20 protein-coding genes and 1 other RNA gene are annotated in these 19,477 nt (G+C 64.1%); 12 read left to right on the top strand and 9 right to left on the bottom strand.

Going from position 1 to position 19,477, the window contains the following annotated elements:
- Positions 1-189: 189 nt before the first annotated feature.
- The 3 genes from ubiD to M1D87_RS25345 all read left to right on the top strand — a co-directional run bounded on the left by ubiD (position 190) and on the right by M1D87_RS25345 (position 3,521).
- Complete coding sequence (gene ubiD / locus M1D87_RS25355) at positions 190-1,656, top strand: 4-hydroxy-3-polyprenylbenzoate decarboxylase (protein WP_061304736.1); 1,467 nt, start codon at positions 190-192, stop codon at positions 1,654-1,656.
- The gene (locus M1D87_RS25350) at positions 1,656-2,624 is read left to right on the top strand and encodes a CDP-6-deoxy-delta-3,4-glucoseen reductase (RefSeq protein WP_013974732.1); all 969 of its coding nucleotides are present in this window, start codon (positions 1,656-1,658) and stop codon (positions 2,622-2,624) included. The genes ubiD and M1D87_RS25350 overlap by 1 nt, the downstream gene beginning before the upstream one ends.
- Positions 2,625-2,870: 246 nt before the next feature.
- Complete coding sequence (locus M1D87_RS25345; protein ID WP_044047173.1) at positions 2,871-3,521, top strand: gamma-glutamylcyclotransferase; 651 nt, start codon at positions 2,871-2,873, stop codon at positions 3,519-3,521.
- Positions 3,522-3,635: 114 nt separating this feature from the next.
- On the opposite strand, the gene M1D87_RS25340 is transcribed toward M1D87_RS25345, so the two are convergent.
- A complete protein-coding gene (locus M1D87_RS25340; protein ID WP_123083977.1) occupies positions 3,636-4,613 on the bottom strand; it encodes an NADPH:quinone oxidoreductase family protein in 978 nt (325 codons plus the stop codon).
- A 169-nt stretch (positions 4,614-4,782) separates the two neighbouring features.
- Here M1D87_RS25340 and M1D87_RS25335 point away from each other — a divergent pair, with 169 nt between their 5' ends.
- Together M1D87_RS25335 and M1D87_RS25330 are read left to right on the top strand one after the other, a co-directional pair.
- Entirely contained in the window at positions 4,783-5,187 is a 405-nt protein-coding gene (locus tag M1D87_RS25335; RefSeq protein ID WP_003259380.1) for a flagellar basal body-associated protein FliL, read from the top strand.
- 163 nt (positions 5,188-5,350) lie between these two features.
- A complete protein-coding gene (locus tag M1D87_RS25330; protein WP_232881272.1) occupies positions 5,351-5,785 on the top strand; it encodes a type II toxin-antitoxin system PemK/MazF family toxin in 435 nt (144 codons plus the stop codon).
- 159 nt (positions 5,786-5,944) lie between these two features.
- Here M1D87_RS25330 and M1D87_RS25325 read toward each other — a convergent pair whose 3' ends face one another.
- The 4 genes from M1D87_RS25325 to M1D87_RS25310 all read right to left on the bottom strand — a co-directional run bounded on the left by M1D87_RS25325 (position 5,945) and on the right by M1D87_RS25310 (position 11,432).
- Positions 5,945-7,057: an ABC transporter permease gene (locus M1D87_RS25325; protein WP_003259379.1), complete on the bottom strand. Its 1,113-nt coding sequence runs from the start codon at positions 7,055-7,057 to the stop codon at positions 5,945-5,947.
- Between the two features lies 1 nt (position 7,058).
- On the bottom strand, positions 7,059-9,779 hold the full coding sequence (gene rbbA, locus M1D87_RS25320) for a ribosome-associated ATPase/putative transporter RbbA (protein WP_123083975.1): 2,721 nt from the start codon (positions 9,777-9,779) through the stop codon (positions 7,059-7,061).
- Positions 9,776-10,735, bottom strand: coding sequence for an HlyD family secretion protein (locus tag M1D87_RS25315; protein WP_013974726.1), 960 nt, complete (start codon positions 10,733-10,735; stop codon positions 9,776-9,778). The genes rbbA and M1D87_RS25315 overlap by 4 nt, the downstream gene beginning before the upstream one ends.
- A gap of 247 nt (positions 10,736-10,982) precedes the next feature.
- Positions 10,983-11,432: an EVE domain-containing protein gene (locus M1D87_RS25310; protein ID WP_039612292.1), complete on the bottom strand. Its 450-nt coding sequence runs from the start codon at positions 11,430-11,432 to the stop codon at positions 10,983-10,985.
- A 178-nt stretch (positions 11,433-11,610) separates the two neighbouring features.
- Here M1D87_RS25310 and M1D87_RS25305 point away from each other — a divergent pair, with 178 nt between their 5' ends.
- A complete protein-coding gene (locus M1D87_RS25305) occupies positions 11,611-11,763 on the top strand; it encodes a hypothetical protein (protein WP_170033651.1) in 153 nt (50 codons plus the stop codon).
- Positions 11,764-11,781: 18 nt separating this feature from the next.
- Here the strand turns inward: M1D87_RS25305 and M1D87_RS25300 are convergent, their stop codons facing one another.
- The 4 genes from M1D87_RS25300 to M1D87_RS25285 form a co-directional block, all read right to left on the bottom strand.
- Positions 11,782-12,390: a 5-formyltetrahydrofolate cyclo-ligase gene (locus tag M1D87_RS25300; RefSeq protein WP_003259369.1), complete on the bottom strand. Its 609-nt coding sequence runs from the start codon at positions 12,388-12,390 to the stop codon at positions 11,782-11,784.
- A 79-nt stretch (positions 12,391-12,469) separates the two neighbouring features.
- Positions 12,470-12,649: non-coding RNA, 6S RNA (gene ssrS / locus M1D87_RS25295), on the bottom strand.
- 17 nt (positions 12,650-12,666) lie between these two features.
- Entirely contained in the window at positions 12,667-12,987 is a 321-nt protein-coding gene (locus tag M1D87_RS25290) for a cell division protein ZapA (protein WP_003259368.1), read from the bottom strand.
- On the bottom strand, positions 12,984-13,166 hold the full coding sequence (locus M1D87_RS25285; protein WP_029886233.1) for a TIGR02449 family protein: 183 nt from the start codon (positions 13,164-13,166) through the stop codon (positions 12,984-12,986). Before M1D87_RS25285 ends, M1D87_RS25290 begins: the two co-directional genes overlap by 4 nt.
- A 181-nt stretch (positions 13,167-13,347) precedes the next feature.
- Between M1D87_RS25285 and M1D87_RS25280 the strand changes: the two genes are divergently transcribed.
- From M1D87_RS25280 to M1D87_RS25255, 6 genes are all read left to right on the top strand, one after another.
- Entirely contained in the window at positions 13,348-13,902 is a 555-nt protein-coding gene (locus M1D87_RS25280; RefSeq protein ID WP_003259367.1) for a YecA/YgfB family protein, read from the top strand.
- Positions 13,903-13,923: 21 nt separating this feature from the next.
- Positions 13,924-15,258: a Xaa-Pro aminopeptidase gene (gene pepP, locus M1D87_RS25275; protein ID WP_025341052.1), complete on the top strand. Its 1,335-nt coding sequence runs from the start codon at positions 13,924-13,926 to the stop codon at positions 15,256-15,258.
- On the top strand, positions 15,255-16,454 hold the full coding sequence (ubiH, locus tag M1D87_RS25270) for a 2-octaprenyl-6-methoxyphenyl hydroxylase (protein ID WP_123083973.1): 1,200 nt from the start codon (positions 15,255-15,257) through the stop codon (positions 16,452-16,454). Before pepP ends, ubiH begins: the two co-directional genes overlap by 4 nt.
- Entirely contained in the window at positions 16,451-16,936 is a 486-nt protein-coding gene (locus tag M1D87_RS25265) for a DUF4442 domain-containing protein (RefSeq protein ID WP_013974720.1), read from the top strand. Before ubiH ends, M1D87_RS25265 begins: the two co-directional genes overlap by 4 nt.
- Positions 16,937-16,945: 9 nt before the next feature.
- Positions 16,946-18,163, top strand: coding sequence for a 2-octaprenyl-3-methyl-6-methoxy-1,4-benzoquinol hydroxylase (locus M1D87_RS25260; RefSeq protein WP_183596529.1), 1,218 nt, complete (start codon positions 16,946-16,948; stop codon positions 18,161-18,163).
- Between the two features lie 219 nt (positions 18,164-18,382).
- Positions 18,383-19,384 carry an extracellular solute-binding protein gene (locus M1D87_RS25255; RefSeq protein WP_013974718.1) on the top strand — a complete coding sequence of 334 codons (1,002 nt, stop codon included), beginning with the start codon at positions 18,383-18,385 and terminating at the stop codon, positions 19,382-19,384.
- Positions 19,385-19,477: the final 93 nt, after the last annotated feature.

Raw genomic sequence — 19,477 nt, 5'->3', positions numbered from 1 at the left:
GGAATTTATGGGGCCGCTTCGCGCCCCATCGCGACACAAGGCCGCTCCTACAGGATTACGCATTCCCTGTAGGAGCGGCCTTGTGTCGCGATGGGGCGCGAAGCGGCCCCAAGTCATTTTTGGCCATTGGGTACTGAACGGCGCTACACTCTGCACCCCCGACCGATACGGCCAACATGAGGCTTCTGCATGCAGTATCGCGACTTGCGCGACTTCATCCGTGGCCTGGAACAGCGCGGCGAGCTCAAGCGCATCCAGGTTCCGATCTCCCCCGTCCTGGAAATGACCGAGGTCTGCGACCGCACCTTGCGTGCCAAGGGCCCTGCATTGCTGTTCGAAAAGCCCACCGGCTTCGATATCCCGGTGCTGGGCAACCTGTTTGGCACCCCGGAACGTGTGGCCATGGGCATGGGTGCCGAGTCGGTCGATGAACTGCGGGAAATCGGCAAGCTGCTGGCCTTCCTCAAGGAGCCGGAGCCGCCGAAGGGTCTGAAGGATGCCTGGTCCAAGCTTCCGATCTTCAAGAAAGTCGTGTCGATGGCGCCGAAAGTGGTCAAGGACGCGGTGTGTCAGGAAGTGGTCATCGAGGGCGATGACGTCGACCTCGGCGCTCTGCCAATCCAGCACTGCTGGCCGGGCGACGTGGCACCGCTGATCACCTGGGGCCTTACCGTCACCCGCGGCCCGAACAAGGACCGTCAGAACCTGGGCATCTACCGCCAGCAGGTTATCGGCCGCAACAAGGTCATCATGCGCTGGCTCAGCCACCGTGGCGGCGCCCTGGACTACCGCGAATGGTGTGAGAAGAACCCTGGCCAGCCGTTCCCGGTCGCCGTGGCACTGGGCGCCGACCCGGCCACCATCCTCGGCGCCGTGACCCCGGTGCCGGACACCCTCTCCGAGTATGCCTTCGCCGGCCTGTTGCGTGGCAACCGCACCGAATTGGTCAAGTGCCGAGGCAACAACCTGCAGGTACCGGCCACAGCCGAAATCATCCTGGAAGGCGTGATCCACCCGGGCGAAATGGCCCCGGAAGGCCCGTATGGCGACCACACCGGCTACTACAACGAAGTGGACAGCTTCCCGGTGTTCACCGTCGAGCGCATCACCCATCGGCAGAAACCGATCTACCACAGCACCTACACCGGCCGCCCGCCAGATGAGCCGGCGATCCTCGGCGTGGCGCTGAACGAAGTGTTTGTGCCGATCCTGCAGAAGCAGTTCCCGGAAATCGTCGATTTCTATCTGCCACCGGAAGGCTGCTCGTATCGCATGGCGGTGGTGACCATGAAGAAGCAGTACCCGGGCCACGCCAAGCGCGTGATGCTGGGTGTGTGGTCGTTCCTGCGACAGTTCATGTACACCAAGTTCGTTATTGTCACAGATGACGATATCAATGCCCGTGACTGGAATGACGTGATCTGGGCCATCACCACACGCATGGACCCCAAGCGTGATACGGTGATGATCGACAACACCCCGATCGACTACCTGGACTTCGCGTCACCGGTATCCGGGCTGGGGTCGAAGATGGGCCTGGATGCCACGCACAAGTGGCCGGGCGAGACTACACGCGAATGGGGACGGGTCATCGTCAAGGACGAAGCCGTCACCCGCCGTATCGATGAGCTGTGGGATCAGTTGGGAATAGATTGATGCAGGTAACGTTGCAGCCGTCCGGGGCGGTGCTGGCGCTCGAACCCGGGGAACGGATCCTGGATGGAGCGCGGCGGCTGGGCTATGACTGCCCGAACAGCTGCCGCAATGGCAATTGCCATGTCTGCGCCGCGTTGTTGGTCGAAGGCCGGGTACGCCAGGACGGCGAAGTCCGCGACCATGGCGAGCTGTTCACCTGCATTGCCGAACCGCTGGAGGACTGCGTGTTGCTCTGGGATGGTGTGCTCGCCCTTGGCGAGCTGCCGGTGCGCAAACTGGCGTGCAGTGTCAGTGAGTGCGTCGAGGTCGGTGGCGACGTCTGGCGCGTGCGGTTGCGCGCGCCGGCTGGCAGGCCGCCGCGCTACCACGCGGGGCAGTACCTGATGATCGAGCGCGAAGGCGGCAAGCAGGCGGCGTTTTCGCTGGCTTCCGCACCCCATGCCGGGCGCGAGCTGGAGCTGCATGTGCTGGCGCGCGAGCCCAGTGCGCTGCAACTTATCGAGCAGCTCAAGCGCGACGGCTTGGCGCGCATTGAAATGCCGTTCGGTGACACCCACCTGGCCGAGTTGCCCGATGGGCCGCTGGTGCTGATCGCTGCTGGCACCGGCATGGGTCAGATGCACAGCCTGGTCGAGCATTGCCGGGCACAGGGTTTCAAGCACCCGGTGCACCTGTACTGGGGCGTGCGTCGGCCCGAGGACTTCTACCAGATCGAGCACTGGGACGAATGGCAGCGCCTGCCCAACCTGTTCCTGCACCAGGTGGTCAGCGACCTGTGCGGTTGGGAAGGCCGTTGCGGCATGCTGCATGAGGCGGTCTGCGAAGACATCGCCGATCTCAACAGCGTGCATGTATATGCCAGCGGCTCGCCGAACATGATCTATGCCACGCTCGACGCCTTGGTCGAAGCCGGCATGGATGCGCATCGCATGCGTGCCGATGTGTTTGCCTACGCACCGCGCGGCTAATAACTGGAGTTTGAAAGTATTGGTATAAGGCGGTAATTGTTACCGCCTTGGCTAATAACTTTCACAGTTGCTGAAACAGTACTTTCCAGTCGTCGGGAGCGAGGATGAAACTCTGGCGCGAGGGCTTGAGTATTCCTGCACTTCTGTCCTATGGTTACTGCAAGCGCCCCTGGTACAGAGGCTTGGGGTCGCATCTTAATCGAATCTCGCTACATCCGTAGTTCACAGGGATAATGGCGGCAGCTTATGTCGGCACTTGAAAGTATGTCCTGGGAAGTTTCATATCCACCGACACTCGACTTCGGTCAGCAACATACTCGCGAACAGTTGTTCAACTCCATGAAGACAACCATGTCTCGCCATCAGGGTGGGCCGGTGTGGCTGTTCGCCTATGGTTCGTTGATCTGGCGGCCGGAATGCAACTCGGTGGAGCGCCAGCGCGCGCGGGTGCATGGTTACCACCGTGGCTTGTACCTGTGGTCGCATGAGCACCGTGGCACCCCGGAAACCCCTGGCCTAGTGTTCGGCCTGGACCGTGGTGGCTCCTGCAGCGGTTTTGCCTACCGGCTGGATGACAGCAGCCTGGACGATTCGCTGATGGCCTTGTGGCAGCGCGAGATGCCGTACCCGGCGTACCGGCCGCACTGGCTCAGCTGCCGGTTGGATGATGGCAGCAAGGTGCAGGCCCTGGGCTTCGTGCTGGAGCGGCATTTGCCGTGCTATGCCGGGAACCTGCCGGACACCCTGCTCAGCCAGATCCTGGCCAGTGCCAAGGGGCGCTATGGCACCACGCGTGATTATGTCGAGCAGACCCTGAATGCCCTGCGCAGCCACCAGATGCCCGATCGCAACCTGGAGGCGCGTTTCAGGCGCTGCCATAACCTGCGGGAGGTTTGATCACCTGTGCCGGCCTCTTCGCGGGTGAACCCGCTCCCACAGGTACTGCACATTCCTTGAGGGCGGTGCGGTCCCAGTGGGAGCGGGTTCACCCGCGAAAAGGCCAGAACTGCCTTACCTGGCCAGCACCACCAACTTACCCACAGCCTGACGCTGCCCCAACTTTTCAATGGCAGCCCCTGCCTCAGCCAGTGGATAAGTCTGCGACACCAGCGGCTTCAACTTGCCTTCGGCATGCCATGCAAACAGCTGCCGGAAGTTGGCCGCATTGTCCTCCGGCTGACGTTGGGCAAACGCCCCCCAAAACACCCCGAGCACCGCCGCGCCCTTGAGCAACACCAGGTTGGCCGCCAGCTGCGGGATGGTCCCGCTGGCAAAACCCACCACCAGCAATCGGCCATTCCAGGCCAGCCCGCGCACTGCCTGCTCGAACAACTCGCCACCCACCGGGTCGTAGATCACGTCCACGCCCTGGCCGCCAGTCAGGCGCTTGATCTCGTCACGCAGGCTGGTCTGGCTGTAGTCGATCAGTTCATCCGCGCCGGCTGCCTTGGCCACGGCCAGTTTTTCCGCACTGCTGGCGGCTGCGAGCACCCGCGCGCCCATGGCCTTGCCGATCTCCACCGCCGCCAGGCCGACCCCGCCGGACGCACCCAGCACCAACAGGGTCTCGCCCGCCTGCAACTGGCCGCGCTGGCGCAGGGCGTGCATGGAGGTGCCGTAGGTCATGCCGAATGCCGCGGCAGTAGTGAAGTCCATGCTCGCCGGGATCGGCAACACATTGTAGAACGGCACCGCCACCTGCTCGGCGAATGCACCCCAGCCGGTCAGCGCCATGACCCGGTCACCGACCTTGAACGCGCCGGCCTTTTCCCCGACGGCGGCCACCACGCCCGCTGCCTCGCCGCCGGGGGAGAACGGCAACGGTGGCTGGAACTGGTACTTGCCTTCGATGATCAGGGTGTCGGGGAAGTTGACCCCAGCGGCCTGCACATCCAGCAGGATCTCGTTTTTCTTCGGCACCGGGCTGGCCACCTCTTCCAGCACCAGGTCGCGCGCCGGGCCCAGGGTTTTGCACAACACAGCTTTCATCGGGGCTATTCCTTTGCGGGTCGTGGCCGATAAGTGTAGGAGGGCCGCCTGCCCGGTCAACGAGCATGGGGCGCCCTGATGTGCAGGCATAAGCGGCGGCACAAGCACGGGCTTGGGTTTGAGCGGCATGCTGGGTAAGCTGGCACCAACTGTATTGAGGAGCGAATTCTTGAAAGCGTGGATCTTGATGGTGCTGGCGCTGCTGCTGCCGGCTGCGGCCATGGGCGAGGAAGCCAAGGAAGGGGCGCCGAAAGTCGCCTACATCAGCCTGAGCCCGCCCTTTGTGGGCAACTACGCCCTCGACGGTAGCCCGCGGCTGCGCGTGTACAAGGCCGACGTGGCCCTGCGCGTGACCGGCGACGAAGCCGCCAAGGCTGTGAAGCACCACGAGCCGCTGATCCGCAACCAGCTGGTGGCGCTGTTCACCCAACAGTCGGTGGACAGCATGAGCAATGTCGAGGCCAAGGAGCATCTTCGCCAGGAAGCGCTGAAACAGGTGCAGCAGGTGATGGAAGCCGAAGAAGGCAAGCCGATCGTTGAAGACCTGCTGTTCAACAACCTGATCGTGCAGTGATCTGAAGCATTGTGAGGTCGATTGCTGGTGAGCTGGATTGAAGTCAGGCTTACCACGGTTGTAGGACCTTTCCGTCTTTCCTGTAAGCCCGCCAGTTTTCGGTTTCTGAAGCCAAGGCCAAGCTAAATTGTGCCTTGTCTTCAGTTGCTTGAGAGTGTTGGCAATGCCTTTGAAGTACCAGCCGAAAGAGGCGACTGTACTGATGTGCGACTTTTCAGGCTTTCAAGTGCCTGAAATGATAAAGGTGCGCCCCGTTGTCGTTCTTCGCAAGCACAGTCAAAACCGTCAGTTGGTGACGATAATCCCGCTGAGCACCACCGCACCGGATCAACTGACAAGGCATCACGTTGTGCTGCCGAGTTATCTGCCTGGCCCGGCCCTGACATGCTGGGCCAAGTGCGACATGATCTACACGGTAGCTACCTCCAGACTGGACAGATGTCGGGTCAGATCGCGCCAGGGCGGTGGTCGGGAATACATGACCTTTACAATGCGGCCGGAGCACTTCGCCGCCGTGAGGGCTGCTGTTGGTTTTACGCTGGGTTTCTCACATCCAGCAACAGTGCAGTCTGTTGGCAATGTAACGCTCGATGCGTGATAATGGGCCCGTTCCCGTAAGGGGCTTGCAAGACTCTGCGGATCCTGGTTCAACCAGCAATTACAGAGCCGGGCAGGTGCATGGCGATGACAAGCCGACCTGTCTGTGAGTAGGGCGCCGAAAGGCGCCCTTTGTCTTTGTGCTAGATCCCAATTTGGATCAGGACGCCAGGCTTCGACGAAACCGCGCCAGCGCCACGCCGAAGAACACCAGCCCGATCACGGCCAGCGCCAGGATGTCCGGCCACACCACCGTCCAACCGGCATCACGAAACAGAATTGCGGCGCCAAGGCTGACAAAGTGCGTCGACGGCGACCCCTGCATCACCCACTGCAGCCACTGCGGCATGCTGTCCAGCGGTGTGCTGCCGCCGGACAGCAACAGCATCGGGATGATCACCGGGATCGCCAGCAGGCCGAATTGTGGCGTCGAGCGCGCCAGGGTGGCGAGGAAGATGCCCAGTGCGGTACTGGCGAACAGGTAGAGCGCCGTCACGGCCAGGAACAGGCCCATCGAACCGGACAGCGGCACGCCAAGCGCGCCCTTGACCACCACCACCAGCGAAATCCAGGTACAGATCACCACTACCAGCGCGTTGCTGGCAATCTTCGCCAGCATGATTTCCAGCGCGGTCAGCGGTAGCACCAGCAGGTGGTCGAGGGTGCCGTGCTCGCGCTCGCGCAGCAACGCGGTGCCGGTGAGGATGATCGCCAGTATGGTGATGTTGTTGACGATCTGGATCACCGCAAGGAACCAGCCGCCCTCCAGGTTGGGGTTGAACAGAGCCTTGGCGTTTATTACCACCGGGCTCTGTGTGTTGCTGCGCTGGCTGTAGTCGAGCAACTCGCGTTCGAAGATGCGGCCGATGTAGCCGGCACCCATGAATGCCTGGCTCATGGCCGTGGCGTCGACATAGATCTGCAGTTCCGGCGAGCGCCCGGCCAGCAGGTCGCTCTGGAAGTTCACCGGCACGTTGATCACGAAGGTGTACTGGCCGCTGTCCATGGCCTGGTCCAGACGCTGCGGGGCCAGTGGCACGGCGGGCTGGAACTCGGGTGGTTGCAGGGCTTCACCAAGCTTGCGCGATAGCCGGCTGTGGTCTTCGTCCACCATCGCGACACTGGCGTTGTGCACGCCGATCACCGAGCCGGCTGCCGGCATGTAAATGGCCACGCTGAAGGCATACAGCAGGAACAACAGCAGCACGCTGTCATGGCGCAGGCTGGTCAGCTCTTTCAGGCCAAGACGCAGCGTGTGGTTCAGGCGTGACATATCAGGCCTCCTGCTTCTTCAGCATGGCCAGGCTCAGGCCCGTGAACACGGCAAAGAAGCTGAGCAGGATCAGGCACTGCGGCCACAGCTCGCGCAGTCCCAGCGCTTTGGTGAATGTGCCGACCGCGATATCGAGGAAGTAGCCCGCCGGGAACAGTTGGCCCATCACCGCCGCCGCGCCGTCCAGCGACGAGCGTGGCACGATCAGCCCGGAGAACTGGATGGTCGGCAGGCTGGTGATGATCATGGTGCCCAGGATGGCGGCGATCTGGGTGCGGGTGAAGGCCGAGATCAGCAGGCCCAGGCTGGTGGTAGCCAGCAGGTAGGCGACGCCGCCGCAGGCCAGGGCGAGCACGCTGCCCTTTAGCGGCACGGCGAACAGCCAGCGGTTCATCGCCACCAGCAGTGCCAGGTTGACCAGGCTCACGGCCAGGTAGGGCATCTGCTTGCCGAGGAGGAACTCCAGGCGGGTGAGGGGTGTGGCGTAGAAATTGGTGATGGAGCCGAGCTCTTTCTCGCGGACGATACCCAGCGCGGTGAGCATGGCCGGGATGAAGGCCAGGATCAGCGCCATTACCCCAGGGCCGATGGCGTTCACGCTGACCACATCCTGGTTGTAGCGAAAACGGGTTTCCAGGCGCACCAGGTCCTGGCGCGGCTGCGGCTGTGGGCTGGCTTTGGCCAGTTGCTCGAGGTTGGCCTGGTGCACGGCTTCCACGTAATTGCGGCTGGTTTCGGCGCGGAACGGCATACCGCCATCGAGCCAGGCGGCCACCACCGGTTGACGCCCGGCATAGAGGTCGCGGCCGAAGCCGGGTGGAATTTCCAGTGCCAGTTTGATTTCCGAGCGCTGCAGGCGCTGGTGCATTTCGCGGGTGTCGCGGATGGGCGCCTGTTCGGCGAAATAGCGTGAACCACGGAAGGCTTCGAGGTAGGCCCGGCTTTGCGGGCTCTGGTCCTGGTCGTGTACGGCGAAGGCGAGGTTTTCCACATCCAGTGAAATGCCATAGCCGAAGATCACCATCATGAACATCGCCCCCAGCAGGGCGAAGGCCAGGCGCACCTTGTCGCGCAACAGCTCCTTGCCCTCACGGCTGGCCACCGCCAGCAGGCGACGCAGGCTGAAGCCCTGGCGCAGCGGCGGCGCAGGCGTGGCGGTCTGCTCCAGCACGGTGTTGTCGGTGGCTTGCGGCGCCAGTTCCTGAGCCTGTTCCAGGCAGCGCACGAACGCGTCTTCCAGAGTGTTGCCCTGGTAGTGGCGTTGCAGGGCATCCGGCGTGTCGCAGGCCAGTACCCGGCCTGCATGCATCAGCGAGATACGGTCGCAGCGCTGGGCTTCGTTCATGAAGTGGGTAGAAAGGAAAATGGTCACGCCCTGCTCGCGTGAAAGCTCCACCAGCAGGCGCCAGAAGTCGTCACGGGCAGCCGGGTCGACGCCGGAGGTGGGTTCGTCGAGGATCAGCACTTCCGGGCGGTGCAGCACCGCTACCGCCAGTGACAGGCGCTGACGCAGGCCGAGGGGCAGGGCGCCGGATGGCTGGTCGGCGATGGCACCCAGGTCGAAGCGCTCGATCAGCTCGTCGATGCGCCGGGCGCTCTCGGCCTTGGGCAGGTCGAACAGGCGTGCATGCAGGGTGAGGTTCTGCCGGGTGTTGAGCTCCCCATACAGCGAAAAACTCTGCGACATGAAACCGACCCGCTTGCGCGTGGCCAGGTCGCTGGCATCCACCGGGCAGCCGAGCAGACTGGCGCTGCCTTCGCTGGCCGGCATCAGCCCGGTAAGCACTTTCATGGTGGTGGTCTTGCCGCAGCCGTTGGAGCCCAGGAAGCCGAAAATCTCGCCGCGGCCAATGGCGAAGCTGACCTTGTTCACGGCAGTGAAATCGCCAAAGCGCAGGGTCAGGTCGTGGGCCTCGATGGCGACCGGGCTGTCAGCGGCCGGGCGCGGCGGGATGATGAGCGGAGGGTGTTGTGCCTTGCCCGCGCCCTGGTAGTGGGTGAAGGCGTCGTCCAGCTTGCCGCTGGGGGTGACCGCGGCCAGCTCATGGCTGGGGCCGGCGGCCAGCAGGCGGCCGCCATCGAGCATCAGGCAATGCTCGAACTGTTCGGCCTCCTCCATGTAGGCGGTGGCCACCAGCAGGGTCAGTTGCGGGCGCTGTGCGCGTACCTGTTCGACCAGCTCCCAGAAGCGCCGCCGCGACAGTGGGTCGACGCCGGTGGTCGGCTCGTCGAGGATCAGCAGGTCCGGCTCGTGGATCAGCGCGCAGCATAGGCCAAGCTTCTGCTTCATGCCGCCCGACAGTTTGCCCGCCGGGCGCTCGGCAAAGCGCTGCAGGTCGGTGGCCTGTAGCAGGTTGGCCATGCGCTGTTCGAATTCGCGACGGCCGAGGCCGAACAGGGTGGCGAAAAAGCGGATGTTCTCGCTGATCGACAGCTCCGGATACAGGTTGTTGCCCAGCCCCTGCGGCATGAACGCCACTTTCGGGTATAGCGCCGCGCGATGGCGCCGCTGGCGGATCGAACCACCCAGCACCTGCAGTTCGCCCTGTTGCAGGCGCTTGACGCCGGCGATCAGCCCCAGCAGGGTCGATTTGCCAGCCCCGTCAGGGCCGATCAGCGCGCAACGGGTGCCCGCCGGCAGGCTGAACCCGAGGGGATGCAGGGCCACCAGGTCGCCGTAGCGATGGCTGATACCCTCGGCCAGCAATGCCGGGGCGTTCATTGCAGGTTGGCCGGCCAGTCCACCTCAGCCGTGCGTACATAGCCGGCGCCTGGCATGCCCGGCTTGGCCTGCGGCACGGCGCCCGGGTCGGTCAGGCGCAGCTTGACCCGGAACACCAGCTTCTGCCTCTCGTCGCGGGTTTCCACCTGCTTGGGGGTGAACTGGGCTTTGGCCGCGACAAAGGCAACCTTCGCCGGCAGCGCCCGCTCGGGCAGGGCGTCGAGCACGATTCGTGCCTGGTCGCCGACGGTCAGCCGGCCGCTGGTGGAGGCGGGCAGGTAAAGGTTCATGTACTGGTCGCTGGGGTCGATCAACATCAGCACGCGGCCGCCGGCACCCAGCACTTCACCGGGCTCGGCCAGGCGCAGCTGGATGATGCCGTTGATCGGTGCGCGCAGACTGCTGTCGTCGATTTCGCTGGTGAGCTGCGCTACCTGGGCCTCGGCGGCGCCGATGGCGGCCTTGATCGCCGCCAGTTGGGCGCGGGCGGCGACCACAGCGGCGTTGGCCGTGTCGAAGCGCGCCTGCTGTTGGTCGAGCAACTGCTGGCTAGCGTATTTGCGCTGGAAAATCTCACGCACGCGCTTGAGCTCCTGGCTGGCCAGCAGCAGTTCACTTTGGCGCAGCTGCACGCTGGCCTGGGCGGCGGCGTAGTTTTCCCGGGCGCGCAGCACTTCGGCTTCGGCCTGGCTGCGCTGGGCTTCCATGGTACGGGTGTCGATGCGCGCCAGCAGTTGGCCGCGAGACACCTTGTCACCTTCGTCGACCAGCACCTCGGCCAGGCGGCCAGGGATTTTGCTGGCGATCTGCACTTCGGTGGCTTCCAGGCGGCCGTTGCCCATGCTCAGGCCTTCGGGCAACTGGTCGTGGATCGACTTCCAGTACCCCAGCCCACCGGCTGCTGCGAGTAGGGCGATCAGCGCGGTGGCGAAGATCCTGGGGGCGTATCGGTTCATCGGTCTGCATCCTTGCGGTCATGCACACTGCATCATGGCCTGCGGCCATGAGCGATGTGTTGATGCCGGTCAAAGTCCTTATGCGGTGCCTGTGGGAGCGGCCTTGTGTCGCGAAAGGGCCGCAACGCGGCCCCAGGATTTTCGCGCCCCTGCACAAATCTATGGGGCTGCTTCGCAGCCCTTTCGCGACGCAAGGCCGCTCCCACATTACCGAGTAACTGCGCAAAGACTGACCTTAGCCGCAGTTTCAACGCAAAGCGACAATCACCGCCCATTGCTCTGGCGTCACCGGCATCACCGACAGGCGGCTGCCCTTCTGCACCAGCGGCAGTTCGGCCAGGCCTGTCTGCTGTTTCAGCCAGCCTAGCTCCAGCACCCGTGGCAGGGTTTGCACATGGGCCACATCGACCGCGCTCCAAGGGTTCTTGTCGGCCGTGGCCTTGGCATCGTAGTAGGGGCTCTGCGGGTCCAGCGCGGTTGGGTCCGGGTAGGCTGCGCGGGTGATCCTGGCAATGCCGGCGATGCCCGGCTGCGGACAGCTGGAGTGGTAGAAGAAGAACTCGTCGCCAACGCTCATGGCCCGCAGGAAATTGCGTGCCTGATAGTTGCGCACGCCGTCCCAGCGCGCTTCGCCGAGCCGGCCGAGGGCTTCGATGGAGAGCTCGTCGGGCTCGGATTTCATCAGCCAGTAGGCCATGGGTGCTGCTCCTGAAAAGGTTTGAAATAACCTGTTGGACGAAACCGACAGCCGGTTGGCGTCAAGGTTTGCGTGCAGACGCAGGTTGTCGGAAAATGCGCCCCGTTTAAAGCGCGATGCTCCGGCAATACCCAGAAAATTGCCGAGCCTGAACAGTTTGCCTGGGGGGCAATCTTCGATGAATCAACGTAACAAGCCGGATCTGTTGTGGGTCTTGGTGTTCATTTTCGGCCTGGGTGTGGTCACTACCGGTTATGCGCAAGGGTTCTGGGAGCGCAAGCTGGACAACGCCTATCAGATGCCGGTCGACGCCAGCCAGCCGCAACGTTGATGCCCCCGCTGGCGCCGCTCAACGCGGCGCCAGGTACCAGCCACGGTCCGAGACCGTCCCCTGCAGCGGTACATCCCAACTGGCCTGAGCCAGCCGCTCGACCTTCTGGCATTCATGTGCCAGCCCCAACAGCAATGGTTTTTTCCAGGTCTGGCGACGTGCCTGGTAGGCCAGGCTGCGATCATAGAAACCACCGCCCATTCCCAGGCGACCGCCCACTTCGTCGAAACCGACCAGCGGTAGCAGGATCAGGTCCAGCGACCAGATCGGGCGCTGGCGCTTGCGCTCGGTGACCGGCTCGGGAATGCGAAAGCGGTTGGGCTTGAGCTTCTCGCCCTGCTCGAAGCGCTGGAACACCATGCGCGTGCGCGGCCAGGCGTGCAGCACCGGCAGGTAGGTGCGCTTGCCGCGGCGCTGGGCTTCGCGCAGCAGCAGGTAAGGATCGATCTCGCCGTCGTTGGGCAGGTACAGGGCAATGTGCCGGGCGCGTCGGAACAGCGGGTGCTGCGCCAGCTGGCGATACAGGCCAAGGGCGGCCTGGCGTTGCTGGGCAGGGGTAAGGGCGCGGCGGGCATTGCGGAGCAGGCGACGGAGCTGGGGGCGGGTGAGCTGCGCGGTGTCGGTCATGGCACGGGCGATCCCAGGTGCTGGCCGACGTGGTCGGCCAAAACGAATTGCCCGCCGGAAGGGGCGGGCAAGAGAATTCAGGCTCCCCGATAAGACCGCTATCGGTGTAGCCCTTGAACCCGAAAGTTCAAGGTGGAGATTGCAGGGGGCGTTAAGGCTTTCCGTCGGGCGGACATGCACACCGGCCCCAGCGTGCAACCCCCGTGGTTGTGCGTATCGGCTCAGGGACATAACCGACTGGCGCATCCCCCAGGGAGTGGCGCCAGTATACCAATCTCAGCCGATTTTGGTATCCGCGTCGTCGGACAGTGCCTGGTCGACCCGTTCCAGCAGGTCGCGCACCTGTTCGCGGGTGGTGCCGCCTGCCGGGGCATCGTTGCGGTCTTCCTGGCGGTGCAGCATTTCGTGGGTGATGTTCAACGCTGCCATGACCGCGATGCGGTCGGCGCCGATCACCTTGCCGCTGCTGCGGATTTCGCGCATCTTGCCGTCCAGGTAGCGCGCGGCACTGACCAGGTTGTTGCGCTCTTCCGGCGGGCAGATGATCGAATATTCCTTGTCGAGGATCTGCACGGTGACGCTATTGCTTGAACTCATGAGTCTTGCTCCAGAGCCTTGAGGCGTAAAATCATCGACTCGACCTTGCGCTTGGCGATCTCGTTCTTTTCGATGAGGTGGGCGCGCTCTTCGCGCCAGGACTTTTCCTGAGCTACTAGGAGTGCATTTTGCCGTTTTAGTTGCTCGACACGTTCGATCAGCAACTCGAATCGGCTCATCAGTGCCTGCAGGTCGTTCTCTTGCGTGGGTTGCACTCGATTCGCTCCGTCGTTGAGTCACCTGGCGATGATGCCTCTCCCTGGGCGGCGACGGCCAGTGCCGATGGTCTTGGCGCGCCTGCCGGTGCTAGGATACAAGGTCTCCATTCTAGTCATTGCGCCGTCTGGCGCCTAGCTGCCCATGCCCAATACCCAATCGCCCTACATCGCCTTCGCCATGCTGCTGTCCAGCAATGGCCATCCTGTAACCCCGGCCGAACTGCACGGCCTGCTGATCGGCCGCAGCTGCGCCGGTGCCGGCTTCGACGCCGACGGCTGGCTGGCCGATGCCGCCCAGCTACTGGAAACCGAGCCCGGTGACACTGTGCGCAACGCCCTGGTCGGCCTGCAGGAAATGGTCAAGGGCGAACTGACCAGCGACGACATGGCGATCGTCCTGCTGCTGCCTTCCGACGACGCCGCCCTGAGCGATCGCGCCACCGCGCTGGGCCAGTGGTGCCAGGGCTTCATCACCGGTTTCGGCCTGAATGCCGGTGGCAAGGACCTGTCCGACGAGGCCAAGGAAGTGCTGCAGGACCTGGTGGCCATTTCCCAGGTCCAGGAAGCCCTCGAGGAGTCCGAGGATGGCGAGAGCGATTACATGGAAGTCATGGAATACCTGCGTGTGGCGCCGTTGCTGCTGTTCTCCGAGCTGGCCAAGCCGGCCGCCCCTGCACCCAAGCCATCGCTGCACTGATCAACCAGGGGTAGTCTGCCCATGAGCCACATTCCCAAGGCCGAGTATGCCCGTCGGCGCAAGGCGCTGATGGCGCAGATGGTCCCCAACAGCATCGCCATCCTGCCCGCCGCCGCGGTTGCCATCCGTAACCGCGACGTCGAGCACGTTTACCGCCAGGACAGCGACTTCCAGTACCTCAGTGGTTTCCCCGAGCCGGAAGCGGTGATTGCGCTGATTCCCGGTCGCGAGCATGGCGAATACGTGCTGTTCTGCCGTGAACGCAACCCCGAGCGCGAGCTGTGGGACGGCCTGCGTGCCGGCCAGGAAGGTGCGGTGCGCGATTTTGGCGCCGACGATGCCTTCCCCATCACCGACATCGACGAGATCCTGCCGGGCCTGATCGAAGGCCGTGAGCGGGTGTACAGCGCCATGGGCAGCAACCCCGAGTTCGATCGCCGGCTGATGGACTGGATCAACGTGATCCGCTCCAAGGCCCGCCTGGGTGCCCAGCCGCCGAACGAGTTCGTTGCGCTGGATCATCTGCTGCACGACATGCGTCTGTATAAATCGGCAGCGGAAGTGAAGGTGATGCGCGCTGCCGCAGACATCTCGGCGCGGGCCCACGTGCGAGCCATGCAGGCCTGCCGGGCCGGGTTGCACGAATACAGCCTGGAAGCCGAGCTGGACTACGAATTCCGCAAGGGCGGGGCGAAGATGCCGGCCTACGGCTCGATCGTCGCGGCCGGGCGCAATGGCTGCATCCTGCACTATCAGCAGAACGACGCCCCGCTCAAGGATGGCGACCTGGTGCTGATCGACGCCGGCTGCGAGATCGACTGCTACGCCAGTGACATCACTCGCACCTTCCCGGTCAGCGGGCGCTTTTCGCCGGAGCAGAAGGCCATCTACGAGCTGGTGCTCAAGGCCCAGGCCGCGGCGTTTGCCGAAATTGCCCCCGGCAAGCACTGGAACCACGCCCATGAGGCGACCGTGCGGGTCATCACCGAGGGCCTGGTGGAACTGGGCCTGCTGACGGGCGAGGTACAGGCGCTGATCGACAGCGAGGCCTATCGTGCCTTCTACATGCACCGCGCCGGGCACTGGCTGGGCATGGATGTGCACGATGTGGGCGAGTACAAGGTGGGCGGCGAGTGGCGGGTGCTCGAACCCGGCATGGCACTGACCGTCGAGCCGGGCATCTACATAGGCGCCGACAATCAGGCCGTGGCCAAGAAATGGCGCGGCATTGGTGTAAGGATAGAGGACGACGTGGTAGTGACCAGGCAAGGCTGTGAAATCCTGACTTCGGGCGTGCCGCGCACGGTCGCCGAGATCGAGGCGCTGATGCAGGCCGCCCGCAAGGACGCGGCATGAATCGGGTAAACCTGGCGATCATCGGTGGCGGCCTTGTGGGCGCGAGCCTGGCCCTGGCCCTGCAGGCGGGGGCCAAGGCGCGAGGTTGGAAGATCCTGCTGATCGAGCCGTTCGCCCCCGGTGACAGCTTCCAGCCCAGCTACGACGCGCGTTCGTCGGCACTGTCGTTCGGTACCCAGCAGATCTACCAGCATCTGGGCCTGTGGCAGGCCATCGGCCATCGCGCCGAGCCAATCCGGCAGATTCACGTATCCGACCGCGGCCGTTTCGGTGCCACCCGCCTGGATGCCCGGGAAGAGGGTGTGCCGGCGCTTGGCTACGTGGTGGAAAACGCCTGGCTGGGCCAGTGCCTTTGGCAAGGGCTGGACAGCGAGGTGGTGAGCTGGCGCTGCCCGGCGGAAGTGACTGCGATGCAGGCCATCGAAGGTGGTTACCGCCTGCAGCTGAACGATGACACCCAGTTGGAGTGCGACCTGGCTGTACTGGCCGACGGTGGCCGTTCCGGCCTGCGCGAACAACTGGGTATCCACGTGCGCCACACGCCCTACCAACAGAGCGCGCTGATCGCCAACATAACCCCGGGCGAGGCCCACGGCGGCCAGGCCTTCGAACGTTTCACCGAAGAAGGCCCCATGGCCCTGCTGCCGCTGCCGGATAACCGCTGCGCGCTGGTCTGGACCCGCCAGGGCATGGACGCGCGGCGTCTGGCCGACATCGACGAGCGCAATTTCCTGCGTGAACTGCAGGGCGTGTTCGGCTATCGCCTGGGCGCCTTGCGCCAGGTCGGCGCGCGGCACCTCTACCCACTGTCGCTGATCGAGGCCCAGGAGCAGGTGCGGCCGCATCTGGTGGTGCTGGGTAACGCCGCGCACAGCCTGCACCCTATTGCCGGCCAAGGCTTCAATCTGTCGCTGCGTGACGTGCAGGCGCTTGCCGAGGCGCTGCTGGCCGGCCCGCAGCAGCCTGGCGACCTGACAACATTGCGGGCCTACCACCAGCGCCAGCGCGTGGACCAAGCCATGACCATCGGCTTTTCCGACCAGGTCACCCGTCTGTTCGGCAGCAGCCAGCCATTGCTGGCCGCCGGCCGCAACCTTGGCCTGCTCGGGCTCGACCTGCTGCCACCGGCCAAAAGCTGGTTCGCCCGCCAGGCCATGGGCCTGGGCACCCGCCCCGATCCGCGAGGTCAGGCATGAGTGACAACACGCGCAGGCTGGCGCGCCGGGCGTGCCTGTTGCGCTGGCGGCTGAACCTGTTCCCGCCGCACCTCGGCGCTGGTATCCGCGTACAGCACATCAGCCCGGACCTGCGCAGCGTCAAGGTGGCGATGAAGCTGACCCGCTGGAACCGCAACTACGTCGGCACCCAGTGCGGCGGCAGCCTGTACGGCATGGTCGACCCGTTCTACATGCTGCTGTTGATCGAGCAGCTGGGGCGTGACTACATCGTCTGGGACAAGGCCGCCAGCATCGATTTCATTTCGCCGGGCAAAGGCCCGGTGTATGCCGAACTCCACGTCGATGACGCGCTGCTGGACGAAATTCGCCAGCAGACTGCCACCGGCAAGAAGTGCCTGCCGCGTTTGCAGGTCGATATCCGCGACGGCGCCGGCGAGCTGGTGGCGCGGGTCGATAAAACCCTATATGTGCGGCTCAAGCCGCAAGCGAGGCTGGCGTAAGGCATGGAAATGCGCGCAGATCTGTTGATTGTCGGTGCCGGTATGGTCGGCAGCGCCCTGGCCCTGGCGTTGCGCCACAGTGGCTTGCAAATCCTCTTGCTCGACGGCGGCCCGCTGACGGTCAAGCCGTTCGATGCCCAGGCCCCGTTCGAGCCGCGTGTCAGCGCGCTGTCGGCAGCCAGCCAGCGCATCCTCGAGCGCCTTGGCGCCTGGGATGGCATTGCCCGGCGGCGTGCCACGCCATACTCGGACATGCATGTGTGGGATGGCAGCGGCACCGGGCAGATTCACTTCTCGGCTGCCAGCGTGCATGCCCAGGTGCTCGGCCACATCGTCGAGAACCGGGTGGTGCAGGATGGCCTGCTGGAGCGCCTGCATGACAGCGATATCGGCCTGCTGCCCAATGCGCGGCTCGAGCAGCTGCGCCGCTCCGGCGACGAGTGGCTGCTGACCCTCGCCGATGGCCGCCAGCTGCGTGCGCCGCTGGTGATCGCGGCCGACGGTGCCAACTCGGCAGTGCGGCGCCTGGCCGGCTGCGAAACCCGCGAGTGGGATTACCTGCACCACGCCATTGTCACCAGCGTGCGTTGCAGCGCCGGGCACCAGGCCACGGCCTGGCAGCGCTTTACCGACGAAGGACCATTGGCGTTCCTGCCGCTGACCCGCGACGGCCAGCAGGACTGGTGCTCGATCGTGTGGTCGACCACGCCGGAGCATGCCGAGCAGTTGATGGCGCTGGATGAAGCTGCGTTCCTGAAGGCCCTTGAGCGGGCTTTCGAGGGGCGCCTGGGTGATGTACTGCAGGCCGACCCTCGGGTGTGCGTGCCGCTGCGCCAGCGCCACGCCAAGCGCTATGTGGATGAAGGCCTGGCATTGATCGGCGATGCCGCGCACACCATTCACCCGCTGGCCGGGCAGGGCGTCAACCTGGGCTTCCTCGATGCTGCAGTGCTGGCCGAGGTGCTGGTCAACGCCTGCGAGCGTGGCGAGCGGCTGGCGGATGTGAAGGTACTGAGCCGTTACGAGCGACGGCGCATGCCGCACAACCTGGCGCTGATGGCGGCGATGGAAGGGTTCGAGCGGTTGTTCCAGGCCAACCCGTTGCCGTTGCGCTGGTTGCGTAACAGCGGGTTGAAGCTGGTGGAGCAGATGCCGGAGGCCAAGGCGATGTTCGTGCGGCAGGCGCTGGGTTTGAGCGGTGACCTGCCGGATCTGGCCAAAGCCTGAAGGTCTTGCACGATGAGCTGTAGGAGCAGCCTTGTGCTGCGAAGAGGCCCGGGAAGCCAGCCAATCATTCAGATTGGGCTGCCGGCCCTTTCGCAGCAGAAGGCTGCTCCTACACAGACGAAGCAAGTTCTGCAACATCCGGTAACGGCTAGGTAGATGAGTCGGAAAATGGGATTCACTACCATTTGCGCCTCTCATACGATCCGAGGAGTGCTTTCCATGTTGCCACGCAAGCCCCTACTGGCCGCCCTGGCCTTGACCCTGTTCGGCGGCACCGCCCAGGCAGCGGACGAAGTGGTGGTGTACTCCTCGCGCATCGACGAGCTGATCAAGCCGGTGTTCGATGCCTATACCGCCAAGACTGGGGTCAAGATCAAGTTCATCACCGACAAGGAAGCCCCGCTGATGCAGCGCATCAAGGCCGAGGGCGAAAACGGCGTGGCCGATCTGCTGCTGACCGTCGATGCCGGCAACCTGTGGCAGGCTGAGCAGATGGGCATCCTGCAGCCGATCAAGTCAGACATCATCGACCAGAACATCCCGTCGCAGTACCGCGCCTCGTCCCACGACTGGACCGGCCTGAGCCTGCGCGCGCGCACCATCATCTACTCCACCGAGCGGGTCAAGCCGCAAGAGCTGAGCACCTACGAAGCCCTGGCCGACAAGCAGTGGGAAGGCCGCCTGTGCCTGCGCACGGCGAAGAAGGTATACAACCAGTCGCTGACCGCCACCCTGATCGAAACCCACGGCGAGGCGAAGACCGAGCAGATCGTCAAAGGCTGGGTCAACAACCTGTCCACCGACGTGTTCTCCGACGACAACGCAGTGATCCAGGCCATCGAGGCCGGCCAGTGCGACGTGGGCGTGGTCAACACCTATTACTACGGCCGCCTGCACAACCAGAACCCGAAACTGCCGGTGAAAATCTTCTGGCCCAACCAGGGTGACCGTGGCGTGCATGTGAACCTGTCGGGCATCGGCCTGACCAAGCATGCGCCACACCCGGAGGCAGCGAAGAAGCTGGTTGAATGGATGACTGGTGAAGAGGCGCAGAAGCTGTTCGCCGACATCAACCAGGAGTTCCCGGCCAACCCGAAGGTCAAGCCATCGGAAGAAGTGGCAGCGTGGGGCAGCTTCAAGGCTGACAGCATTCCGGTGGAAATCGCTGGCAAGCGCCAGGCTGAAGCGATTCGTTTGATGGATCGGGCTGGCTGGAACTAAGCGCCAGGCTTTATCCTTCCGGGGCCTTTCAGGGCCTCTTCGCGGGCATGCCCGCTCCCACAGGTTTACTCGATCTCTGTGGGAGCGGGCGTG

It is taken from the genome of Pseudomonas sp. SA233, assembly GCF_054792385.1.
The sequence above is the reverse complement of the archived record's forward strand: the minus strand, read 5'-3'. Positions and strand labels throughout refer to the sequence as shown.